This is a genomic window from Leadbettera azotonutricia ZAS-9, from assembly GCF_000214355.1.
Lineage (GTDB): Bacteria > Spirochaetota > Spirochaetia > Treponematales > Breznakiellaceae > Leadbettera > Leadbettera azotonutricia.
Genome location: NC_015577.1, coordinates 2556737 through 2576152 on the forward strand (window position 1 = coordinate 2556737; position 19416 = coordinate 2576152).

14 protein-coding genes are annotated in these 19416 nt (G+C 49.9%); 9 read left to right on the forward strand and 5 right to left on the reverse strand.

Annotated features, from left to right (window positions below; all coding sequences use genetic code 11):
* Positions 1-104: 104 nt before the first annotated feature.
* Positions 105-1994, forward strand: coding sequence for a motility associated factor glycosyltransferase family protein (locus TREAZ_RS11180; RefSeq protein WP_043923467.1), 1890 nt, complete (start codon positions 105-107; stop codon positions 1992-1994).
* 136 nt (positions 1995-2130) lie between these two features.
* Here TREAZ_RS11180 and TREAZ_RS11185 read toward each other — a convergent pair whose 3' ends face one another.
* Positions 2131-3348 carry a pyridoxal phosphate-dependent aminotransferase gene (locus tag TREAZ_RS11185; protein ID WP_015711972.1) on the reverse strand — a complete coding sequence of 406 codons (1218 nt, stop codon included), beginning with the start codon at positions 3346-3348 and terminating at the stop codon, positions 2131-2133.
* Between the two features lie 14 nt (positions 3349-3362).
* Entirely contained in the window at positions 3363-4184 is an 822-nt protein-coding gene (locus TREAZ_RS11190; protein WP_015711973.1) for a hypothetical protein, read from the reverse strand.
* Between the two features lie 45 nt (positions 4185-4229).
* Between TREAZ_RS11190 and TREAZ_RS11195 the strand changes: the two genes are divergently transcribed.
* Positions 4230-5444: an HD-GYP domain-containing protein gene (locus TREAZ_RS11195; RefSeq protein ID WP_015711974.1), complete on the forward strand. Its 1215-nt coding sequence runs from the start codon at positions 4230-4232 to the stop codon at positions 5442-5444.
* Positions 5445-5448: 4 nt separating this feature from the next.
* Positions 5449-6783 (forward strand): hemolysin family protein, encoded by a 1335-nt coding sequence (locus TREAZ_RS11200; protein ID WP_245535027.1) that lies wholly within the window; start codon positions 5449-5451, stop codon positions 6781-6783.
* A gap of 32 nt (positions 6784-6815) precedes the next feature.
* Here TREAZ_RS11200 and TREAZ_RS11205 read toward each other — a convergent pair whose 3' ends face one another.
* A complete protein-coding gene (locus tag TREAZ_RS11205) occupies positions 6816-8051 on the reverse strand; it encodes a DEAD/DEAH box helicase (RefSeq protein WP_015711976.1) in 1236 nt (411 codons plus the stop codon).
* Positions 8041-9399, reverse strand: a complete 1359-nt coding sequence (locus TREAZ_RS11210; protein WP_015711977.1) for a glycosyltransferase — start codon at positions 9397-9399, stop codon at positions 8041-8043. The genes TREAZ_RS11205 and TREAZ_RS11210 overlap by 11 nt, the downstream gene beginning before the upstream one ends.
* An 82-nt stretch (positions 9400-9481) precedes the next feature.
* On the opposite strand from TREAZ_RS11210, the gene TREAZ_RS11215 reads away from it, so the two are divergent.
* Positions 9482-10948, forward strand: a complete 1467-nt coding sequence (locus TREAZ_RS11215; RefSeq protein WP_015711978.1) for a sodium:solute symporter family protein — start codon at positions 9482-9484, stop codon at positions 10946-10948.
* 12 nt (positions 10949-10960) lie between these two features.
* The gene (locus TREAZ_RS11220) at positions 10961-11440 is read left to right on the forward strand and encodes a glutathione peroxidase (RefSeq protein WP_015711979.1); all 480 of its coding nucleotides are present in this window, start codon (positions 10961-10963) and stop codon (positions 11438-11440) included.
* Between the two features lie 57 nt (positions 11441-11497).
* Here the strand turns inward: TREAZ_RS11220 and TREAZ_RS18260 are convergent, their stop codons facing one another.
* Positions 11498-11635, reverse strand: a complete 138-nt coding sequence (locus tag TREAZ_RS18260) for a hypothetical protein (RefSeq protein ID WP_015711980.1) — start codon at positions 11633-11635, stop codon at positions 11498-11500.
* Between the two features lie 104 nt (positions 11636-11739).
* Here TREAZ_RS18260 and TREAZ_RS11225 point away from each other — a divergent pair, with 104 nt between their 5' ends.
* The 4 genes from TREAZ_RS11225 (at position 11740) to pyk (ending at position 19394) form a co-directional block, all read left to right on the forward strand.
* The gene (locus tag TREAZ_RS11225; protein ID WP_043923063.1) at positions 11740-15333 is read left to right on the forward strand and encodes a tetratricopeptide repeat protein; all 3594 of its coding nucleotides are present in this window, start codon (positions 11740-11742) and stop codon (positions 15331-15333) included.
* A gap of 130 nt (positions 15334-15463) precedes the next feature.
* Positions 15464-15655 carry a hypothetical protein gene (locus tag TREAZ_RS11230; protein WP_148257801.1) on the forward strand — a complete coding sequence of 64 codons (192 nt, stop codon included), beginning with the start codon at positions 15464-15466 and terminating at the stop codon, positions 15653-15655.
* A 209-nt stretch (positions 15656-15864) separates the two neighbouring features.
* A complete protein-coding gene (locus TREAZ_RS11235; protein ID WP_015711983.1) occupies positions 15865-17562 on the forward strand; it encodes a thiamine pyrophosphate-dependent enzyme in 1698 nt (565 codons plus the stop codon).
* Positions 17559-19394 (forward strand): pyruvate kinase, encoded by a 1836-nt coding sequence (gene pyk, locus TREAZ_RS11240; RefSeq protein WP_015711984.1) that lies wholly within the window; start codon positions 17559-17561, stop codon positions 19392-19394. The genes TREAZ_RS11235 and pyk overlap by 4 nt, the downstream gene beginning before the upstream one ends.
* Positions 19395-19416 lie beyond the last annotated feature (22 nt).

Sequence of the window (19416 nt, forward strand, 5' to 3'; positions counted from 1 at the left end):
AAACCGCGTCCATTAAAACCGCTGCCCCAAACACACATGAGCCTGTTCCTGGTACCGGGTATTCATACTATTTGCATACCGTTATATTTACCAATGTGGCAGTTATGGAGTCCAGGGCTTTCTGGGAAAGCAATATCGCTATAATCCGCGAAAAATACCCCGGCCTTGCCGAAACCCTCGAAGCCGGCCCTGAGTCTGGTGAAACTCCGGCGGGGTTTCATATCGAAAACGCCAGTTCAGGCATACCGACCCTGGTTATCGGCTCTCTTCATGTCCATTCCCCCAGAGACCCTGTAAGGGAAGCCAGCCGGCTTGCTGAAGCGGCTTTGACAGAGGGAGTACGCGCTCCCGTCATCATCCTGGGTTTTGGATTGGGCTATGCTGCGGAGGCGGCAGCGCGAATCGCCCCAGGCAGGGCTCTCATTATTGTGGAAAAACACAAAGAGGTTTTGCGGGCTGCCCTTGAAACCCGCGATCTAGGAGAACTCCTCTCGCGTAACCAAATCATCTTTGTATTGGGGAAAGACGGCTATGGCGTAAGCGCAGCCCTCGCCCTGTTTGAAAAACCTGGTGAAAAAACAGCCCCGGACATTATTCGCAACCGCGCCCTCATGAACCTGGACGAAGACTGGTATACAGGGGTGGAGGCAAACATACGCACATGGCTTTCCAAGGACGACGTGAACAGGGCAACCCTCAAACGCTTTGGGAAGCGCTGGGTGAGGAACCTTTCGAGGAATCTTTCGGCCATACGGGATATACCGGGGATTTCCCATCTGGCGGGCATGCTGGGCGGAGGCGAAACCGGCGGCATGGACATCCCCGCGTTTCTCGCTGCCGCGGGCCCTACCCTGGACAAGACAGGCCCCTTCCTCAGTGAAATCGCCGAACGCTGCGTTGTGATTGCGGTGGATACCAGCCTGCGCTTCCTCCTCTCCCAGGGGGTTGAGCCGGATTTCGTAGTTTCTGTGGATCCCCAGTACTGGAATTTCCGCCACCTTGACCGGGTCCTCTCGCCCAACGCATACCTTGTGGCTGAGTCGGCAGTTTATCCACCCTGCCTGAGGCAAAACTTTAAGGGCGCCTTCCTCTGCGGCTCCCTCTTCCCCCTGGGGCGCTTTATCGAGGATCGCCTTGATCCCAAGGGCAGCCTCGGGGCGGGGGGCTCCGTTGCCACCACTGCCTGGGATTTTGCCCGGGTTCTGGGCGCCTCTTCTATCTGGATAGCCGGCCTGGATCTCTCCTTTCCGGAACTGAAAACCCACTTTAAAGGCGCCCTTTTCGAGACCAGGGCCCACGCCGAATCCACCCGCTTTGTCCCAGGCGAAACCTGGTCCGTGCGCGCCCTGCGGGACGGCCACCCCTTCAATGCCAAGAACAGCCTGGGCTTTCCAGTGCTTACAGACAAGCGCCTTTCCCTCTATGCAGCCTGGTTTGAAAACCGCTTCCGCCTATACCCCAAGCTCCGGAACCTGAGCCTCTCAGGGGAAGGCATAGCCATCAAAGGCCTGGAAATTTCCTCTGTCGAAGATTTGCTGGCTCTCCCACCCCGCAGGGAAGAGATAAAAAGACGGCTGGAGAGTGTGCTCGCAAACCTGAATAATGGCTTTTTTTCCTCTGAATCGGAAAAAGTCCGCTCTTCCCACTATGAAGGAGCCCTAAAAACCCTGATAGAAGGTCTAAACAGCATCAGTACCCTTGCCAAGGACGCCGCAAACACGGCCAAAACCGCATTCCACCGCTCCAGACAAGGCCGCCTCTTGCCCATAGATGAAGAAAGGGCCCTGAAAAAGCTTGACGATGCTAATAAATCCCTCTCCACAAGCAAAGTTAAAGAGGTGGCCGGCTTCCTTTTCCCCGAAATAGACGAATTGGAAGCCCAAAGAAGCCCTGCTGCCCTCACACCTATCCAAAACCACCTGGAATTCTCCTCCCGCTTCTACAACGCCCTGGCAGAGGCCGCAGGCTATAACCTGGCTATATTGAACAAATAATGCAATAGATTTCTAAAGTTCCGAAACCGCTGACCGATAATAAATTATACGGGAGGGAAACCCCCCTTAATACATAGGCGGTGCGCAATCGACGTCCAGGCGCATCGCCTTTTTTATGCCCTAGCCTTGTAATTTCCTACTTCTGCCGATAGGTTTCCAGAAATTTCCCCAGCCTCCTCATGGCGTCGGTCAAGGTTTCTTTGTCCGGCAGGAAGACGATGCGGAAATGATCCGGATCTTTCCAGTTAAAGCCCGTGCCATGGACCAAAAGCAGATGCTGATCCTGCAGAAGATCCATAACGAATTTCTCGTCATCGGTAATATTGAACCGCTTGATGTCCAGTTTGGGGAAACAGTAGAGGGCCCCGTGAGGCATGACCACCGAAAGGCCGGGGATATCATTGACCATATTAATCGCGGTATCCCGCTGTTCCTTAAGGCGGCCCCCGGGGAGCAGAAAATCGTTGATGCTCTGGTAGCCGCCCAGGGCTGTCTGTATGCCGAACTGGGAGGGCATGTTGGCGCAGAGCCTCATATTGGAAAGCATCTCAAGGCCGTCGTAATAATCGACAGCGGACTTCTTGTTCCCCGACAGAACCATCCAGGCAGCCCTGAAGCCGGCAGCACGCCAGGCTTTTGAAAGGCCGTCAAAGCTGATGGTGAGTATGTCCGGCGCAATGGTGGCCATGGGGATATGCTTTGCCCCGTCGTAGGTGATGCGGCTGTAGATTTCGTCGGCGTAGACAATGAGGCTGTTTTCCCGGGCGATTCCGGCTATGCCTTCGAGGATGGCCTTGTCATACACCGCCCCGGTGGGGTTATTGGGATTGATGATCACGACAGCCTTGGTTCGCGGGCTAAGCTTGGACTTGATGTCGTCAAGGTCGGGGTTCCAGCCCGCGGATTCGTCGCAGAGGTAGTGGACGGCCCTGCCCCCCGCAAGGGTGACGGCCGCAGTCCAGAGGGGATAATCGGGCATGGGGACAAGGACTTCGTCACCCGAATCCAAAAGACCCTGCATGGCGATCATGATAAGTTCGCTCACGCCGTTGCCGATGAAGATATCGTCCATTTCCACGTCCAGCACGCCCTTGGACTGGAAGTCCTGCATCACCGCCTTGCGGGCCGAAAAGAGGCCGTGGGAATCCCCGTAGCCCTGGGCATTCTGGAGGTTGGTGATAATATCGTGGAGTATCTCGTCAGGGGCGTTGAAGCCAAAAGCCGCCGGGTTGCCTATATTGAGCTTGATGACCCTGAAACCTTCGGATTCAAGGCGTTTGGCTTCTTTTAATACCGGCCCCCGTATATCATAACAAACATCGTTCAGTTTTGATGATTTAGGAAAATTTCTCATGTTATCCTCTATAATTACGCGCTATAAAGCCAAGCCCCGGCCTCATCCAAATATTTGGAAAGGGCAGCGGCGTGAATCTCGGTGCATATCCTGGTGGTATCCCTGGCCCAGTCCCGCAGCTGGGGCATGGTTTTGCGGACACGTTCTTTTCCTTCCCCTGCAGCGGCCTTAAGATCTTCCGCCTGATCCGGCAAAGCTTTGGCAAGGGTATCGTTAAGGAAAAAAGCTGCCAGGCCTGTGGTTACCCCGTCGCTGCCTGAGCGGGCCAGAAGGGAAAATTCTTCGGCTGATTTTTCATACTGCTTGTTGAGGAGCAGGGAAAAACCATAGTACCAGCGCACCCATTGCCGCTGGGCAGGCTTGGTGCTTGCGACCCTGGTTTCAAAAAAGCGGACTGCCCCGGGTATATCGCGGCCCAAAATACGGGCAGCCCCGAAGATAAGGGCGTTATTCTCCACCAGGGAGGGCCTGGCAATGGCGGCCTTGTTTTCAAGGCTCATCACCGAGGGGGAATCCGAAAGCACCAGGTAGGTATTTGCCAAAAGCCGCACCAGGTTGGGGCTGTACTTGCCCTGACGCACCACCCTGTCCTCAAGGTAATGGACCAGGGCGGGCCAGTCCTCTTTTTCGAGGAGGGCATAGAGCTGGCGGTTCAGGATGAAATAGCTGTCAAAACCCATAAGGATGGCGGCCAGAATCAGCACCAAAAACCAGTTGGATCGCCAAAAAGCCGAAGCAAAGGCAGTGCCAAGAAGAAAGGTCGGGGTCAGGCAGAGCACGGCCAGAAAAATGATCAAAACTACGTTGAACAGGATGAAGATGGATTTGAATTTCAAGCTATGGTTCTCCTTGCGGATATTCTCAAATTATGATAGCTTAACATGATAGTAAAGAAATCGGGAATTGGCAAGGCAATCATAGAGGAGAAGCAGCGTTTGAGCGATGAGAAGCAGGTGAAAGTCAAAAATTATCCTGTGGCGGAAATACCGGCAGGGAGTTTTTTCTCGGAAACCGCATACCTGGACAGCCAGTTTGTTTTGGCTGCCCCTGAAATGCCCTTCACCGAAAAACTCATCAAGGCCCTCCGGAATTGGGAATTCAAGGAGATATTCAGCGCCGGCGAACCCCTCGAGGATTATGCCGCCGACAAGGCCAAGGCCAGCGAGGAGACCGAACTTACCGAGGCTACCCTCCTCTCCGACAGCGACAAGATCATCAGGGCCGAGAATTTTTATTCAGCCTTCCAAAAATATGTGGAGAATCTCTTTACCCAGGTGGCCATCAGGAACGAGCTTACCTATAAGTCTGTGGCGGAAAAGATCATTGCTGCCTGCGACATAGTAAGGGAAGACAGGCGTTTCATTTTACGGGTGCAGAAAAACAATCCCCCAAACGACAATTATCTGGCTTCCCATGCGGTAAAATCGACTATCATTGCCATCATCATTGGGTCTTACCTCAAGCTTCCCAATCACAGGCTTATCGAATTGGGGGTAGCCGCATTGCTCCACGAAATCGGCATGATTAAGCTCCCCCCCCAGGTATATCTTTCCAAGCGGTCCCTCCAACCCCAGGAACGCAAGGCAATCCTGACCCATCCTGTTTTAGGCTATAACATCCTTAAGTCCTTTGACTTCCCCCTCACCGTGAACCTTGCCGCCCTTGAGCACCACGAAAGGGAAAACGGCGCGGGCTATCCGCAGAAACTTACGGGGGACAAGATCAGCCTCTACGCAAAAATTATCGCCGTTGCCTGCTCTTACGAAGCCCTTTCCACCCAGCGGCCCCACAAGGAAGCCAAGGACGGTTATACGGGCATGCTGGAACTCCTTAAAAACGAGGGGAAGCAATACGACGAGACCATAGTGCGGGCCCTGGTTTTCTCCCTTTCGATTTACCCCATAGGCCTTTATGTGCTGCTCTCCAGCGGAAGGAAAGGGCAGGTAGTGGATGTGAACCCCGAAAACCCCCGCTTCCCCATAGTGCAGATCTTTGGAGAGCTTAACCCTGACGGAAAAAACAAGATACTCGAAACTTCCCAGGACGGGGTTTCTATTGTGCGCCCCCTGGCCAGGGAAGAAATCGGATCAGCCTGAGCAAATGCCTATGGAGTATCCCCCGGATAGCGGTGTTTTGCCTTATATTTTTATTATACTCGCCGTCATATTTGCGGGCGGGTTCTTATCCCTCCTCAAGACAGCCCTCGCCTGCGCTCGCACTCCCCGGCTCCACTCCTTGGCAGAGGGAGGGAAAAAAAGCTATGCCGGGGTTTTGAAGCTCTCTGAAAAGTCAGGCCCTTATCAGGCTTCCCTGCGCATAGGCATCATCTTCCTCGAAATACTCTCAGGCATCATGGGGGGCATTTGGCTTTCAAAACCATTAACAGTATTACTATCAAACAACACTGTACCGCTAGCAGAATTACTGTCAGTGCTAGTAGTAACACTGTTAACGGTGACTGCCTTTTTCATACTGGGCGAAGTGATCCCCAGGCAGATTGCCATCGCGGCCCCGGAAGCCATAAGCGCCGCCTTTCTCCCTTTTATAAAAGTCATCTCCATCCCCGGCTTTCCCCTGCTTATGGCAAACTCGGGTATTTCCGGCCTCTTTCACAAGATGCTGTCTGCCCATGCTTCTTCCCACGGCATGACCGAAGACGAATTCCGCATAGCCCTTCTTGAAGGCGAGAAATCAGGCATTGTGGAGAGCGAAGAGCGCACCATGGTGGAGGGCGTCTTCTATTTGGGGGACAGGCCCGTGGGGACTTTTATGACCCACCGCTCGGAAGTGCAATGGCTCGACATTGATGCAGGCCCTGAAGAAGCTCGCAAGGCAGCCGAAAGCGGCGGAGATCAGCGGTACTTTCCTGTGGCCGACGGCGATTTGGACGAGGTCAGCGGAGCCGTATCGGTGCAGGATATATTGCAGGCCCTGCTCAACGGCCCATGGCCCGGATTAAAAGCATTGATGCGAACCCCCTATTTTGTCCCCGAAACCATGTCGGCCCTCAAAGCCTTTGAAGCATTCAAAAAAGCGGAAGCCAACTATCTTTTTGTAATGGACGAATACGGCGGCTTCGCCGGCATACTCACGGTGCGCAACCTTATCGAGGAAATCGTAGGCCAGCTCTCGGGCGCTGCCTCCGACGAGGAAGGAATTTTAAAACAGGAAGACGGCACCTGGCTTGCCGACGGTGCAGCCAACATCGACGATATGGCCCGCGCCCTCTCCCTCAGCACCCTGGCGGACGGCCATGCCGAATACCATACCCTGGCAGGTTTCATACTCGATCTTGCAGGCGAGATACCCCGCACGGGCGCGTTCTTTGACTACAACGGCTACCGCTTCAAGATTGTGGATATGGATGGGAACAGGATCGACAAGGTGATGATTGCAAAACTTGAGAGCGATGATGGAAAAGAGCGTCATAATTAATCAGGTACAAGCGGTTTGGTGCAGGGGAGAAGCTACTCTTCTCCCTCTTCCATAGGCAGGGGCGCTTCTATCTTCCCCATGTAAAGCTCTTTGGGGTACACCGTGATGCCCAATTTTTTTTCCAGCTTGGCAAGGCGGTGCATTTCTTCTTCATCGCCAATGGTAACCATAATGCCCTTTTTTCCTGCCCTGGCAGTGCGGCCCGCGCGGTGTATGTAGGAATCCTTGTCCTCGCTGATATCCAGGGCAATCACATGGCTTATGCCGCTTATGTCGAGGCCCCGGGCAGCGAGGTCGCTGGTAACAAGCAGGCGGACACTGCCGGAGCGGAAATCGTCCAGTGCCTGCTTGCGGTCTTTTTTGTCCATGTCCCCCCAAAGGCCCAGGGCTGCAAGCTTGTGGTGCTGGAGTTGGGCGACTATGGTTCCCACATCCCTCCCCCTGCCCGTGAAGATCAGGGCTTTGAAAGTTTTCTTTTTGCCCCCAGGATCGGCTGCTGCTATAAATGAACGGAGGGCATTAACTTTGCGGCGGGATTCGCTATAGATAGCCCAGTGTTCCACTTTTTCTTTGAGCACGTCTTCGTTATTGGCTTCTTCAGACTGGGCTTCGCCCATGAGGGAGAGAAGACGTTCGCGGCTTTTGGCGGAAAAAGTAGCGGAACAGACAATGGTTTGGAGCTTGGTTTCGCGGTTCAATTCTTCATGAACGAGAGCCACAAAGGTTTTTGTTTCTTCAAATAGTTCGTCAGCTACCAGGCGATCGCCCTCGTCAAGAACAAGGAATTCCAGATCCCTGAATTTCAATTTTCCCATTTGGGCAAGGATGAGCAGCCTCCCGGGGTTCCCCACTATTACCTGGGGCCGGTCTTTCTTAAGGCCGTCTATCTGGCGGCCCATGGCTGCGGAACCTATGACAAGGTTGGTTTTAATCCCTGTATTGAGAAGCAGAAAATCCGCCTCCTGCTTGATCTGGGAACAGAGCTCGTAAGTCGGGGCGCAGACAAGGAGAGCAGGCCCCACAGCGTTTCTTCCCAGGGTGGAACCTGGGGTTCCATCCCACCTTCCCAGAAGTTTTTCCAAAAGGGGAAGAAGATAGGCGAAGGTTTTGCCTGTGCCCGTAGCCGAACGGAAAATGAGGCTCCCGCCTGATGCCAGGCGGGGTATAACCTTTGACTGAATTTCCATGGGGGCGTTAATTCCTCGTTCCCCAAGGCGTTCGATAAAAAGAGGGGAAACCCCCAAATCAGTAAAAGTGTTAGTCTGCAAAAGGCCCTCTGTTTGCCAAATTCATAAAAAATTCACGCCATTTCCGGTTGGTCTTTTTCCGGAATATCTTGTTGTTCACTTTCCACCAGCGTTTGTCCATGAGCATTTCCCACATGGGTGTACGGGATTCTCCGTATTCGGCCTTGTACGTATCTATAACAGTTTGATAAATACCCACAAGCTTTTTGGCAATTTCATTAATCGACCAGGACTTGGCATGGGCTTTGGCTTCGACGGCTTTTCTCTTATAAAGCTCAGGATCGCCCAACAGATCCAAAACCCTGGCGGTAAATTCTGCCGGGTCGTTCTTCACCATGAAGCCGCCGTTATCCCCCCCCATGACCATAAGGGTACCCAGTGCGCCAATGGCAACCACAGGCTTATCCGAAAGCATAGCCTCCAGGGTAACAAGGCCCTGGGTGTCGGTAAGGGACGGGAATACAAAAATTTCAGACACCGCGTAAACCAGGGCAAGATCCTGCCTTTCCATATAATCCGTAAAAACGCAAAGTTTTTCCACCCCGGTACTCACCGCTTCTTCCCTGAAGTAATCAAGGTCCGGCCCGTTGCCTACTATGAGGAGTATCACATCGGGAAATTTCGCAGCTATGTCAGGAATTATTTTAAGAAGGAAACTGATATTCTTTTCCCGCACCACCCTGCCGGCAAAGAGAAGTATACGCTTCCCTTTTAAGGCAGGGTAACGGTCTTCAAGCTTTTCCCTGAACACCTCAATTTCGGCCTTTTCATGGTGAAAGAGTTCGGGCTCTATCCCGGTAGGGAGGAGGAAGGTTTCGGTTTTCGGCTTGTATTTATGCACCACTTCTTCAATCTGGGGGGTGGGGACTATCACCTTGTATGAACGGGTCAGGATGTTTTTGAGTATCCCCCGGGTTACGAACCTGACCAGGAAAGGCGGGAACATGGGAAAGTAATTGGGGCTGTAATCTTCCCACATGGTATGGAAGGTATAGATAGCAGGCACGTTATGCGCCCTGGCATACTGGAAGCCAAACTCGGCAATCATGAATTCAGTGTTGATATGAATGATTTGGGGGTTAAAAAGCTCCACCTGCTTAAAGACCCAGTACCATTTGTGGAATTTCGCTATCCTATCTTCCTTGGTAATCAAGGCAGGCATGGAGGGGACCCTGACTATCTTGGGATCATCCTCCCTGGCCTCGCCCTGCACCAGGGATACCGGGGCATCATAGGACTCGGGGTAGGAGGAGCAGATAATCAGTACCTGGTGGCCTTCCTTGATGAGGGCTCTGGAGAAGGAGTCCACCGACACGGTAACGCCGTTAACCCTTGGCCAATAGGCATCGGTAAACATGACAATTTTCATATAATTCTCTAACCCTATACTATCATAGAAACAAGTTTTATGATACTTATATACAATACTTATATATAAAAGGATGGAATCAATGAGTATCGGCATTGTCTTTCTGGTATTGTTCCTGGCCCTCATGACGGGCATAGGCATCTGGGGCATGAAGAAAACCAAAACCCTGGGGGACTTTTTCCTGGGTGGCAGAACCCTGGGGCCCTGGGTCTCGGCGGTGGCTTACGGTACTTCATATTTTTCTGCGGTGATTTTCATCGGCTTTGCAGGCACCCAGGGCTGGCAATTCGGCCTTAACGCCCTGTGGATAGCCATAGGCAACGCGGTCATAGGTGCGGGAGCGGCATGGCTTGTTTTGGCCCGGCGCACAAGGCGCATGACCCAGAACCTGGACACCATGACCATGCCGGCATTCCTCCAGGAACGCTACGGCGCAAAACACCTCAAGCCCCTGGCGGCCAGCATTATCTTCTTCTTCCTTCTCCCCTATTCAGCTTCGGTCTTTAAGGGCCTGGGCCACCTCTTCGAAAAAGTATTCGGTATACCTTACGATGTTGCCCTCTTGGTCATGATAGCCTTTACCGGGATCTACCTTATACTCGGCGGTTACTTTGCTATTGCCATAACCGACTTTATCCAGGGCATCATCATGTTCGTCGGAGCGGCGGTCATGGTGCTGGTACTCTCGGGCAAGGGCGGCGGTTACTTTGAGATGATCGGGAAGGTCGCGGAAAATTACAATGCCCACATACCCCCCGCAAGTCAGCCGTCTGCGCTGACGGTCATATCCCTGGTGTTTATGACAAGCTTTGGTACCTGGGGCCTTCCCCAGATGACCCAAAAGTTTTACGCCATTAAAAACGAAAAGGTCATTTCCAAGGCTGCCATAGTCACCACGGTCTTTGCATTGATGATAGGTTTTTCAGCCTATTCAACAGGGGCTTTTTCCCATTTCTTCTTTGATCTTTCAACCCTGCCCAGAAGTGAAAGCGGCGCAATCCTTTACGATCTCATTGTGCCGACCCTGCTTACCGAACACCTGCCCGAGACCCTGATGGCCCTGATTATGCTTCTGGTGCTGTCGGCCTCCATGTCCACCCTCTCGTCATTGGTGCTGGTTTCGTCCTCGTCGATAGCCATAGACCTCTACCCCGCAAAGGTAGATGCAAAAACCGGCAAGGATCGTTCCGTGGCCATGATGCGTTTCCTTTCGGCCATTTTCATTGTGATTTCTTATTTTATTTCGCGCTTCCAGATCAGCATCATTGTATATCTCATGTCGCTGAGCTGGGGTGTAGTTTCAGGCGCCTTCGCCGCGCCGTATATTTTGGGCCTCTATTCCAAAAAGGTTACCAAAGCCGGGGCCTATGCGGGACTCCTCACAGGAACGGTGGTTATGGTAGCCCTCTTCTTTATTTTGGGATCAAGCAGATCGCCTTTGGCAGCTTCAATTTCCATTATTGTGCCATTTCTTGTGGTACCCGTAGTATCGATCTTTACCCAGCCCCCTGAAAAGGTGCTGCTGGACAAGGCATTCGAGGGAGTGTAAAGGAATTCAAGCATGAATTTGTATGACTTTACCGTAAACGATCGTGAAGAAAATCCGGTTTCTCTTGTCTGCTGCAAGGGTAAAGTAATTTTAATTGTGAACAGCGCTACACATTGCGGATTTACACCGCAATATGCAGGGCTGCAAAAATTGTACGAAGAATTTCATGATAAAGGTCTTGAAATTCTTGACTTCCCCTGTAATCAATTCGGGAAGCAAGCCCCGGGGACTGCGGCGGAAATATGCGAATTCCGCGTTTCTCATTATCACACGACTTTTCCGCAGTTCGCTAAAATAGAGGTAAACGGCGCCAACGCCTCGCCCCTGTATGTGTATTTAAAACAACAGCTTAAAGGCATTTGCGGCTCAAACATCAAATGGAATTTCACCAAATTTCTTATTGATAAAAACGGAAACGCCGTAAAACGCTACGGGCCGAATAAAACACCCCAGGCGATCGCCAAGGATGTGGAAGCATTTTTGAACCGGTAGCATAAATAGAGGGTATCAAGCGGAGTTTCTCCGGACATGGTTACGCTGCCGGTTATTTTAGTCTATGATCTCCATAGGCTTCCCGCAGCAGAGGGGAATGGGTTCGCCCTTTTTAAGCTCAATAGTTTTATTGCAGGTACTGCAATAAACGGTACAGTCCTCCTGGACAATCTCAGGTTCGTATTTGCCGGGCATGTTTTGCCTCCTATGCTTGCTTAATTCTAATCCGTAGATGGCTGGAGGTCAAGGATATTTAACTATGCCTTGTAAATTTATCCCCCGAAAATTAAAATACCCCCATGGAAACCAACCAGCCAACTTCCGTCCTCATCGAAAATCGTCAAATCCGCATATTTATCTCGTCAACATTCCGGGATATGATGGACGAGCGGGATTACCTCGTAACCAAGGTCTTCCCTTCCCTGCGCCGTTATTGTGAAGAGCGGGATGTCACTCTCTTTGAATTGGACCTCCGCTGGGGAATCAGCGAAGAAGAATCGAAGCAAGGCAAAGTCGTGGACATTTGTCTTAAAGAAATCCAGAATACTCGCCCCTTTTTCATTGGCCTTTTAGGGGAGCGCTATGGTTGGGTGCCTTCGGAAGATGAACAGAAAACTATAAGCCAAAACACCAACGTCCTTGAAGATTATCCCTGGGTACGGGCTGAATTAGAAATAGGTACAAGCATCACGGAGATTGAAATTCAGGAAGGGGTACTGAAGTCCGAAAAGAAAGTGAATGCCTATTTTTACCTCAGGTCTCCAGAAATGGAAGTTCCGGCTGAATTTAGAGAAAATGCCGGAAGCCCAGCTGCGCGAAAATTGCAAAATCTGAAAAACAGAATCAGGGGACAAAAAGAGTACTCGGTAAAAGACTATAATTCTATTGAAGAACTGGGACAATTTGTTGAGAAGGACTTTAAGGAACTAGTGGATTCCCTCTTTCCAGAAGGCGCTCTTTCGGAACTGGAAAAAGAACGGCTTGAACAGCAGAATTTTCTTAAAAGCAAAACCAGCGTATATATTCCAATCCCCGGTTACGAAAATAAACTTGATGATTTTATTAGAGGAAAAGAAAGAACTTTGGTTATCACCGCTCCAAGCGGCATAGGGAAAAGCGCATTTCTAGCGGACTGGATTGCAAAGCGGCAAAAAAATCCCATGGAAGGTGTAACCATTATATTTCATTTTATCGGTACTTCCCAGTCCGAAGGTGATCGTCATAAAATTATCCAAAGGCTAATTAACGAAGTTAGGGATATATATGGGATTAAAAATGAAGCTGATGAGGCAGATATACCTAGTGCTACAAATTCAGGTGAAAACAAAGTTGAAGATACACAGAAAAAAATATTGCGAAATCTTTTATTTGCGATTCCGCCAGAACAAAAACTAGTCGTTATTCTTGACGGTGCCGATAAATTGGATGGCGATAATGGACTTTTAAAAAATAATATCAACTTGTTAAGTTGTTTTGACACATATCCTGAAAACGTTAAATTAATTTTTTCAGCCTTAGAAACAGGCTCTGTTATGACCTTCTCTAAAAGAAGAGAATATCCCCTCATTGCTATTACATCCCTTGATATCGAATGCCGCAGACGCCTAATCGCGGATTATCTCTTGTCTTTTGGCAAAAAACTCAGTTCAGTCCAGGTTGAACGGATTGCCCAAGACAATGAAAGCGGAAATCCACTGGTCCTCCGCGCCCTGCTTGACGAAATCCGTCTTTTTGGCGTTTTTGAAAAGCTTGATGCAGAAATTGACCGTTATCTTGCAGCCCCTGACATACCCGCTTTTTTTACCCTGATACTCGGCAGGATGGAAAATGCTTTTAAGAGCAAAAAAAACATTGCCAAGGAAATTCTTTCTCTTATATGCGTTTCCCGCAACGGCCTTAGTGAACAGGAGATCCTAGATCTGAGCGGAGCAGCGCCCCTTTACTGGTCCCAGATGTATAATGCGCTGAGCGGCCATGTCTCAGTACAAAACGGTCTAGTAACTCTTACGCATCCTTTTATGCAGGATGCGATAAAACGTGAATGGCTTAAGACTAAAGAAGCCGAAGAATCATACCGTAAAAAAATCGCTGCATATATGAAAATGGAAGAAGTTCCGCCTGATCGGCGAAACCGGGAATACCCTTTTCAGCTCTATGAATTAAAAGACTGGGACAATCTGTATGCCTTCCTGCTTAATCTTGAAGTGTTTCAGTACCGGTATGAAATGGACAGACACGAACTGGAAAAGTATTGGCAATCCCTGAGGGGAGCGGATGGTAATAAATATGCTTTCGAAAAATATCTTGATATTGATACCGCAGATAAGGACAAAGAGACTTTGTGCATTGTATATAACAAGCTTGGAATTTTTTCAAGAGATATACTTTCCGATCTGAAATTATCACTGAAATTTTATCAAAAGGCTTTAAATATTCGGGAAAAAGTTCTCGGGAAAAATAACCCCAATACTATCACTAACTATAACGACCTTGGTGATATTTATAGCAAAATGAGTGATTATCCAAAAGCACTGGAATTTTTTCAAAAAGCTTTGGCTATCCGGGAAGAAGTTCTCGTGAAGAATCATCCTGATACTGCCTTTTGGTATAACAGAATTGGATCGGTTTATATCAATATGGGGAACTATCTAAAAGCACTGGAATTTTTTCAAAAGGCTTTGGCTATCTGTGAAGAAGCTCTCGTGAAAAACGATCATCTTACTTCCATTATTTGTGACAATATTGGCTGGGTTTATGACAAGACGGGTGATTACCCAAAAGCGCTGGAATTCTATCAAAAGGCTTTGGCTATTGAGGGGGAAGTTGTCGGAAAAAATAATTTTAGTACTGCCCATATCTATAATAATATTGGTAGTTGTTATAACAATATGGGGAATTATCCAAAAGCGCTGGAATTTCATCAAAAGGCTTTAGCAATCCAGGAAAAGATTCTTTTGAAATATCATCCTGATACCGCCGATAGCTATTTCATGATTGGCGATATTTATAACAATATGCACGATTATCCAAAAGCGTTGAAATTTCATCAAAAGGCCTTAGCTATCCGGGAAGAAGGTCTTGTGAATAATCATCCTAGTACTGCCAATAGCTATGACAAGATTGGCTGGGTTTATGATAAAATGAGTGATTATCCAAAAGCGCTGGAATTCTATCAAAAGGCTTTGGCTGTCAGTGAAAAAGTTCTCGGGAAAAACCATAGTAGTACTGCCATTACCTATGAAAACATTGGCTGGGTTTATGACAAGATGGGTGATTATCCCAAAGTGCTGGAATTTTATCAAAAAGCTTTAATTATTCGTGAGGTTCTCGGGAAAAGTCATCCTGATACTGCCTTTAGCTATAACAACATTGGCCTTGTTTATAATAATTTGTGCGATTATCCAAAAGCTTTGGAATTTTATCAAAAGGCATTGGCTATCTGTAAAGAAATTCTCGAAAAAAATGATAATCGTACTGCCGCTTGCTGCAATAACATTGGCAATGCTTATCATGATATGAGCGATTATCCAAAAGCGCTAGAATTTCATCAAGAAGCTTTAGCTATCCGTGAAGAAGTTCTTGGGAAAAATAGTCCTGATACTGCCTTTAGCTATAACAAAATCAGCGATGATTATACAAAGCTCGGCAATAAGGAAAAAGCGGATGAATTCCGCCTCAAAGCACTCCACATCGATGGTCTTCTTATTAAGAACATTCCTCCCGAAGAGCAAATCGGTGAACTTGCCGAAACTGCGGTCAAGCAAAATGGTTTAGCCCTGGAGTTTGTTGCAGACAAGACTCTTCCCATTTGCACGGAAGCGGTTAAACAAAATTCGGGGGCGCTTAAATTTGCGCCTGAAGCATTCAGGGCGCTGCTGGAAGCAGGGATATAATGGCATATTTTAGTTGAAAACATAGGGTTTTTTAGTGTTAAAGAGAAAACGGAGTATTATGCCCCCTCATGCAAATGCTCCCATCAAAAAACTTCAAATCCGCATATTTATATTGTCAACATTTCGGGACATGATGGACGAACGGGATTACCTCGCAACCAGGGTCTTCCCTTCCCTGCGCTGTTATTGCGAAGAATTGGGTGTCATTCTTTTTGAATTAGACCTCCGCTGGGGAATCAACGAAAAAGGATTGAAGCAGGGCAAAGTCGTGGGCATCTGCCTTAAAAAAAATCCAGAAGTCCCGGTAATAAGAAGCCCTTGATGTCGAATGTCGCAGCTACCTTATCACAGATTATTTCTTGTCCTTTGACAAGAAGCCCAGTTCTGTAGTCGCTGGAATTCTTCCAAAAGTTTTGGGTTGGCTATAGAATCGGAAAAATTATCCCGACACTTTCTCAAGAAAGAGCATGCAGGTGGTGCTTAAAGCGGTATCTGGAAAACACCCACGCCTTTTGATATACTTTTTCCATAATGAGCAGTACCAAAGAGACCCAAGCCCTATTGGGTGATGAAGCGGTTGCCCTGGGGGCAATCCATGCAGGCCTGAGCGCAGCTTACGGCTATCCCGGCACCCCTTCCACGGAAATTCTGGAATATCTTATCGAGAAAAGTTCTGGCGGCGGCTTCAAGGCTGCCTGGTGTACGAACGAGAAAACCGCCATGGAGGCGGCCCTGGGAACTTCCTTTGCCGGCAGACGGGCCATGGTAACCATGAAGCATGTGGGCCTCAATGTAGCCGCCGACCCCTTTATCAACGGCGCCCTTTTGGGGATCTCAGGCGGCCTCGTGATCGCGGTTGCGGATGATCCCGGGATGCACAGTTCCCAAAACGAGCAGGATTCCCGCTTCTACGCCAGTTTTGCGGGCATACCCTGCCTGGAACCGCGGAACCAGCAGGAAGCCTACACTATGACCAGAGATGCCTTTGAGGTTTCGGAAAAATTTCATGTCCCTGTTTTGCTCCGCCTGACTACCCGCCTTTCTCATGCCAGGGCTGCGGTTTCAAGCTCTGCCCAGGCAAACCAAAAGCCTGTTTCAAAAAGCAAAGACAAGACCCGGTGGATGCTTCTCCCCGCCTATGCCCGGCGCAACTACGCCAGCCTCATCGAAAAGCAGAGCAACTTCTTTGCCTGGTCAGAAGATTACGCAGCCAATAAACTCGAGATGGATGATCCAAATCAGGATCTGGCTTTTGCGGTGATCACCTCCGGCCTCGGAGGAAATTACTATGAAGAAAACCTTGAGGATCTCATTGCCCATAGAGGAGGGAAAATACCCGCCCGCCTCCACATCGGAGCCTATCCCTTCCCGGTTGGAAAAATCAGAAAACTCTGCGAGAAGGCAAAGGAGCTCCTCATAATCGAAGAAGGCCAGCCCTTCATTGAAGAAAGGCTCCGAGGCTTGCTGCCCAACGCCATCCCTGTCTCCGGAAAACTCGACCCCTGGGATAGGGGAGGCGCAGGCGTAGTAAACCGCACAGGTGAACTCGATCCCGATAATGTAAGAATCAGCCTGGGCCTGGACCCAAAGCCGTCTGTTTTGACAGGCGCTGACGGGAGCCCTGCCGTAAAGCTCCCACCTCTTCCGGGAAGGCCCCCCCAGCTCTGCCAGGGCTGTCCCCATGGCGACAGTTATGAAACCATCAAAAAGGTCGTGGCCGAGCTGGACCCTGCCGAGGATCATCCCACGGTTGCCATTGCTTCCGACATAGGCTGCTATTCTCTGGGTGCATCCCCGCCCTACTCGGTGCCCGAATCCATTGTCTGCATGGGCGCTTCCATAGGCATGGCCCGGGGCGCCAGCGAGGCAGGAATAAAATACGCCGCTGCGGTTATCGGGGATTCAACCTTCCTCCATTCGGGGATCACGGGCCTCATCGACGCGGTAAGCGTTGATGCGCCCATGACAGTGATCATTCTGGACAATTCCATCGTGGCCATGACGGGCTGCCAGGAAACCATAGTTCCTTCCGCAAGGCTGAAAGACCTCATATTGGGATGCGGCGTTAAAGTTGAACATCTTGTGGAACTGGAAGCGAAAAAACAATTCCTTGATGAAAACGCAATAAAACTCAAAGCTGAATTTGAACACCCCGGTTTATCAGTGGTGATATTCAGGCGTGAATGTCTTGAAGCCTTCAGGAAAAGGCAAAAAAAAGGCAAAGAATGAAATCCATCAGAAACACCCGCATAGTCTGCACCATGGGGCCTGCCATAAAAACAATGGAAATGACCCGTTCCCTGATTCGCAAGGGCATGAACATAGCGCGCTTCAATTTTTCCCACGGCAGCCACGAGGAACACGCCATGCGGATTGTCATGGTGAGGGAAGCCGCAAAGGCAGAGGGTGTTCCCGTTGCCTTGATTCTGGATACCAAGGGACCTGAAATACGCACCGGTGTTATTAAGGACGATGGAGCAATAGACCTCAAAACCGGGACTCTCATTGACATAATTGCCGAGGAGGACGCGGCAAAACTTTCCGGTGCCGATGGCGCCTATTCTACTACCAAGTGTATTACTGTCAGCTACAAGCTCCTTGCAGAGGATATTTTAAGTATTGACAGCAATACTGCCAATGGAGATAAAAAAAAGAGCGTAAAAATACTGATTGCCGACGGTCTTATCGGCCTTGATGTATTGAATGTGGAAGGCAGAATAATTCACTGCAATGTTTCCAACGGCGGGGAACTGGGAAGCAGAAAGAATGTCAATGTCATAGGCGTACATACGAGGCTGCCCGCCATGTCCGAGAGGGACCAGGCCGACCTCCTTTTCGGGCACCAGCAGGGCATGGATTTTGTAGCCGCTTCTTTTATACGCAAGGGCCAGGATGTCATCTCCATTAAAAAATATTTGACCTCCATAGGGTCTGATATGCCGGTGATCTCCAAAATCGAAGACGAGGAAGGGCTGGACAATATCGAAGAAATCATCCGCGTGTCGGACGGCATCATGGTAGCCCGGGGGGACATGGGCGTGCAGATCCCCCCTGAGAGGGTGCCTTTGGAACAGAAGCGTATCATAAGCCTCTGCAACAGTGAGGGAAAACCCGTCATAACCGCTACCCAGATGCTGGATTCCATGATTCACAACCCCAGGCCCACAAGGGCCGAAGCGGGAGATGTAGCGAACGCCATCCTCGACGGCACCGACTGTGTCATGCTTTCGGGAGAAACTTCCGCAGGGGCCTATCCTGAATTGGCAGTAGAAGTAATGGATCGTATTGCGAGAACCACGGAAAATTCCGAAGCCTGCGGAGAAAGCCTTGACAGCCACCGCATATTCCCCAGGCATGGCTGCGACCTGGGCGAAGTGATCGCAAATTCAGCCAGCGAAACTGCCGACAGCATTAACGCCGCCTGCATTATTGTCCCTACCCTGTCAGGCCACAGCGCCCAGCTCATAAGCCGCTTCAAGCCCCGCAGGCCCATAGTGGCCGCCGCGAGCAATGATTCTGTTGCCCGCCGACTCCTCCTTTACCGGGGCATAGTTCCCGTGGGGGTACAAAAAGTGGACGATTCCGAAGCCATGATACAGGGCGCTATTACGGCGGCGATTAGAGAGGGTTTCGCGGGTCTTGCGGACAAAGTAGTTGTGGCGGCAGGGCTCCCGGTCAATTCGCCCTTTACCTGCAACAGCATACGCATCCATGTGATAGGCAATATTTTGGGCCACGGACGCCGAGGTTTCGGCGGACGCTGTACCGGAAGGATTTTCAAGGCTGACACCCTTACGGCCGCATCCCTGCTGCTGCATAAAAACCGCGCCGAGATACTCCTCACCCATACCCTGGATGAATCATTTATTCCCATTATACGCATAGTGGACGGCATAATCCTTGAGGGTATGTCCGAACTTTCCCAAAAGCAGCTTGAACTTATCAACCCTAAACTGGTTTACGTGGGCCAGGTTCCTGATGCGATAAAACACTTTGAAGACAATATCACCGTAACCCTGGATGGGGCTGAACGGACAATTTACGAGGGCAGTTTGTCCTGATTCAATAGAACCTATAAGGAAA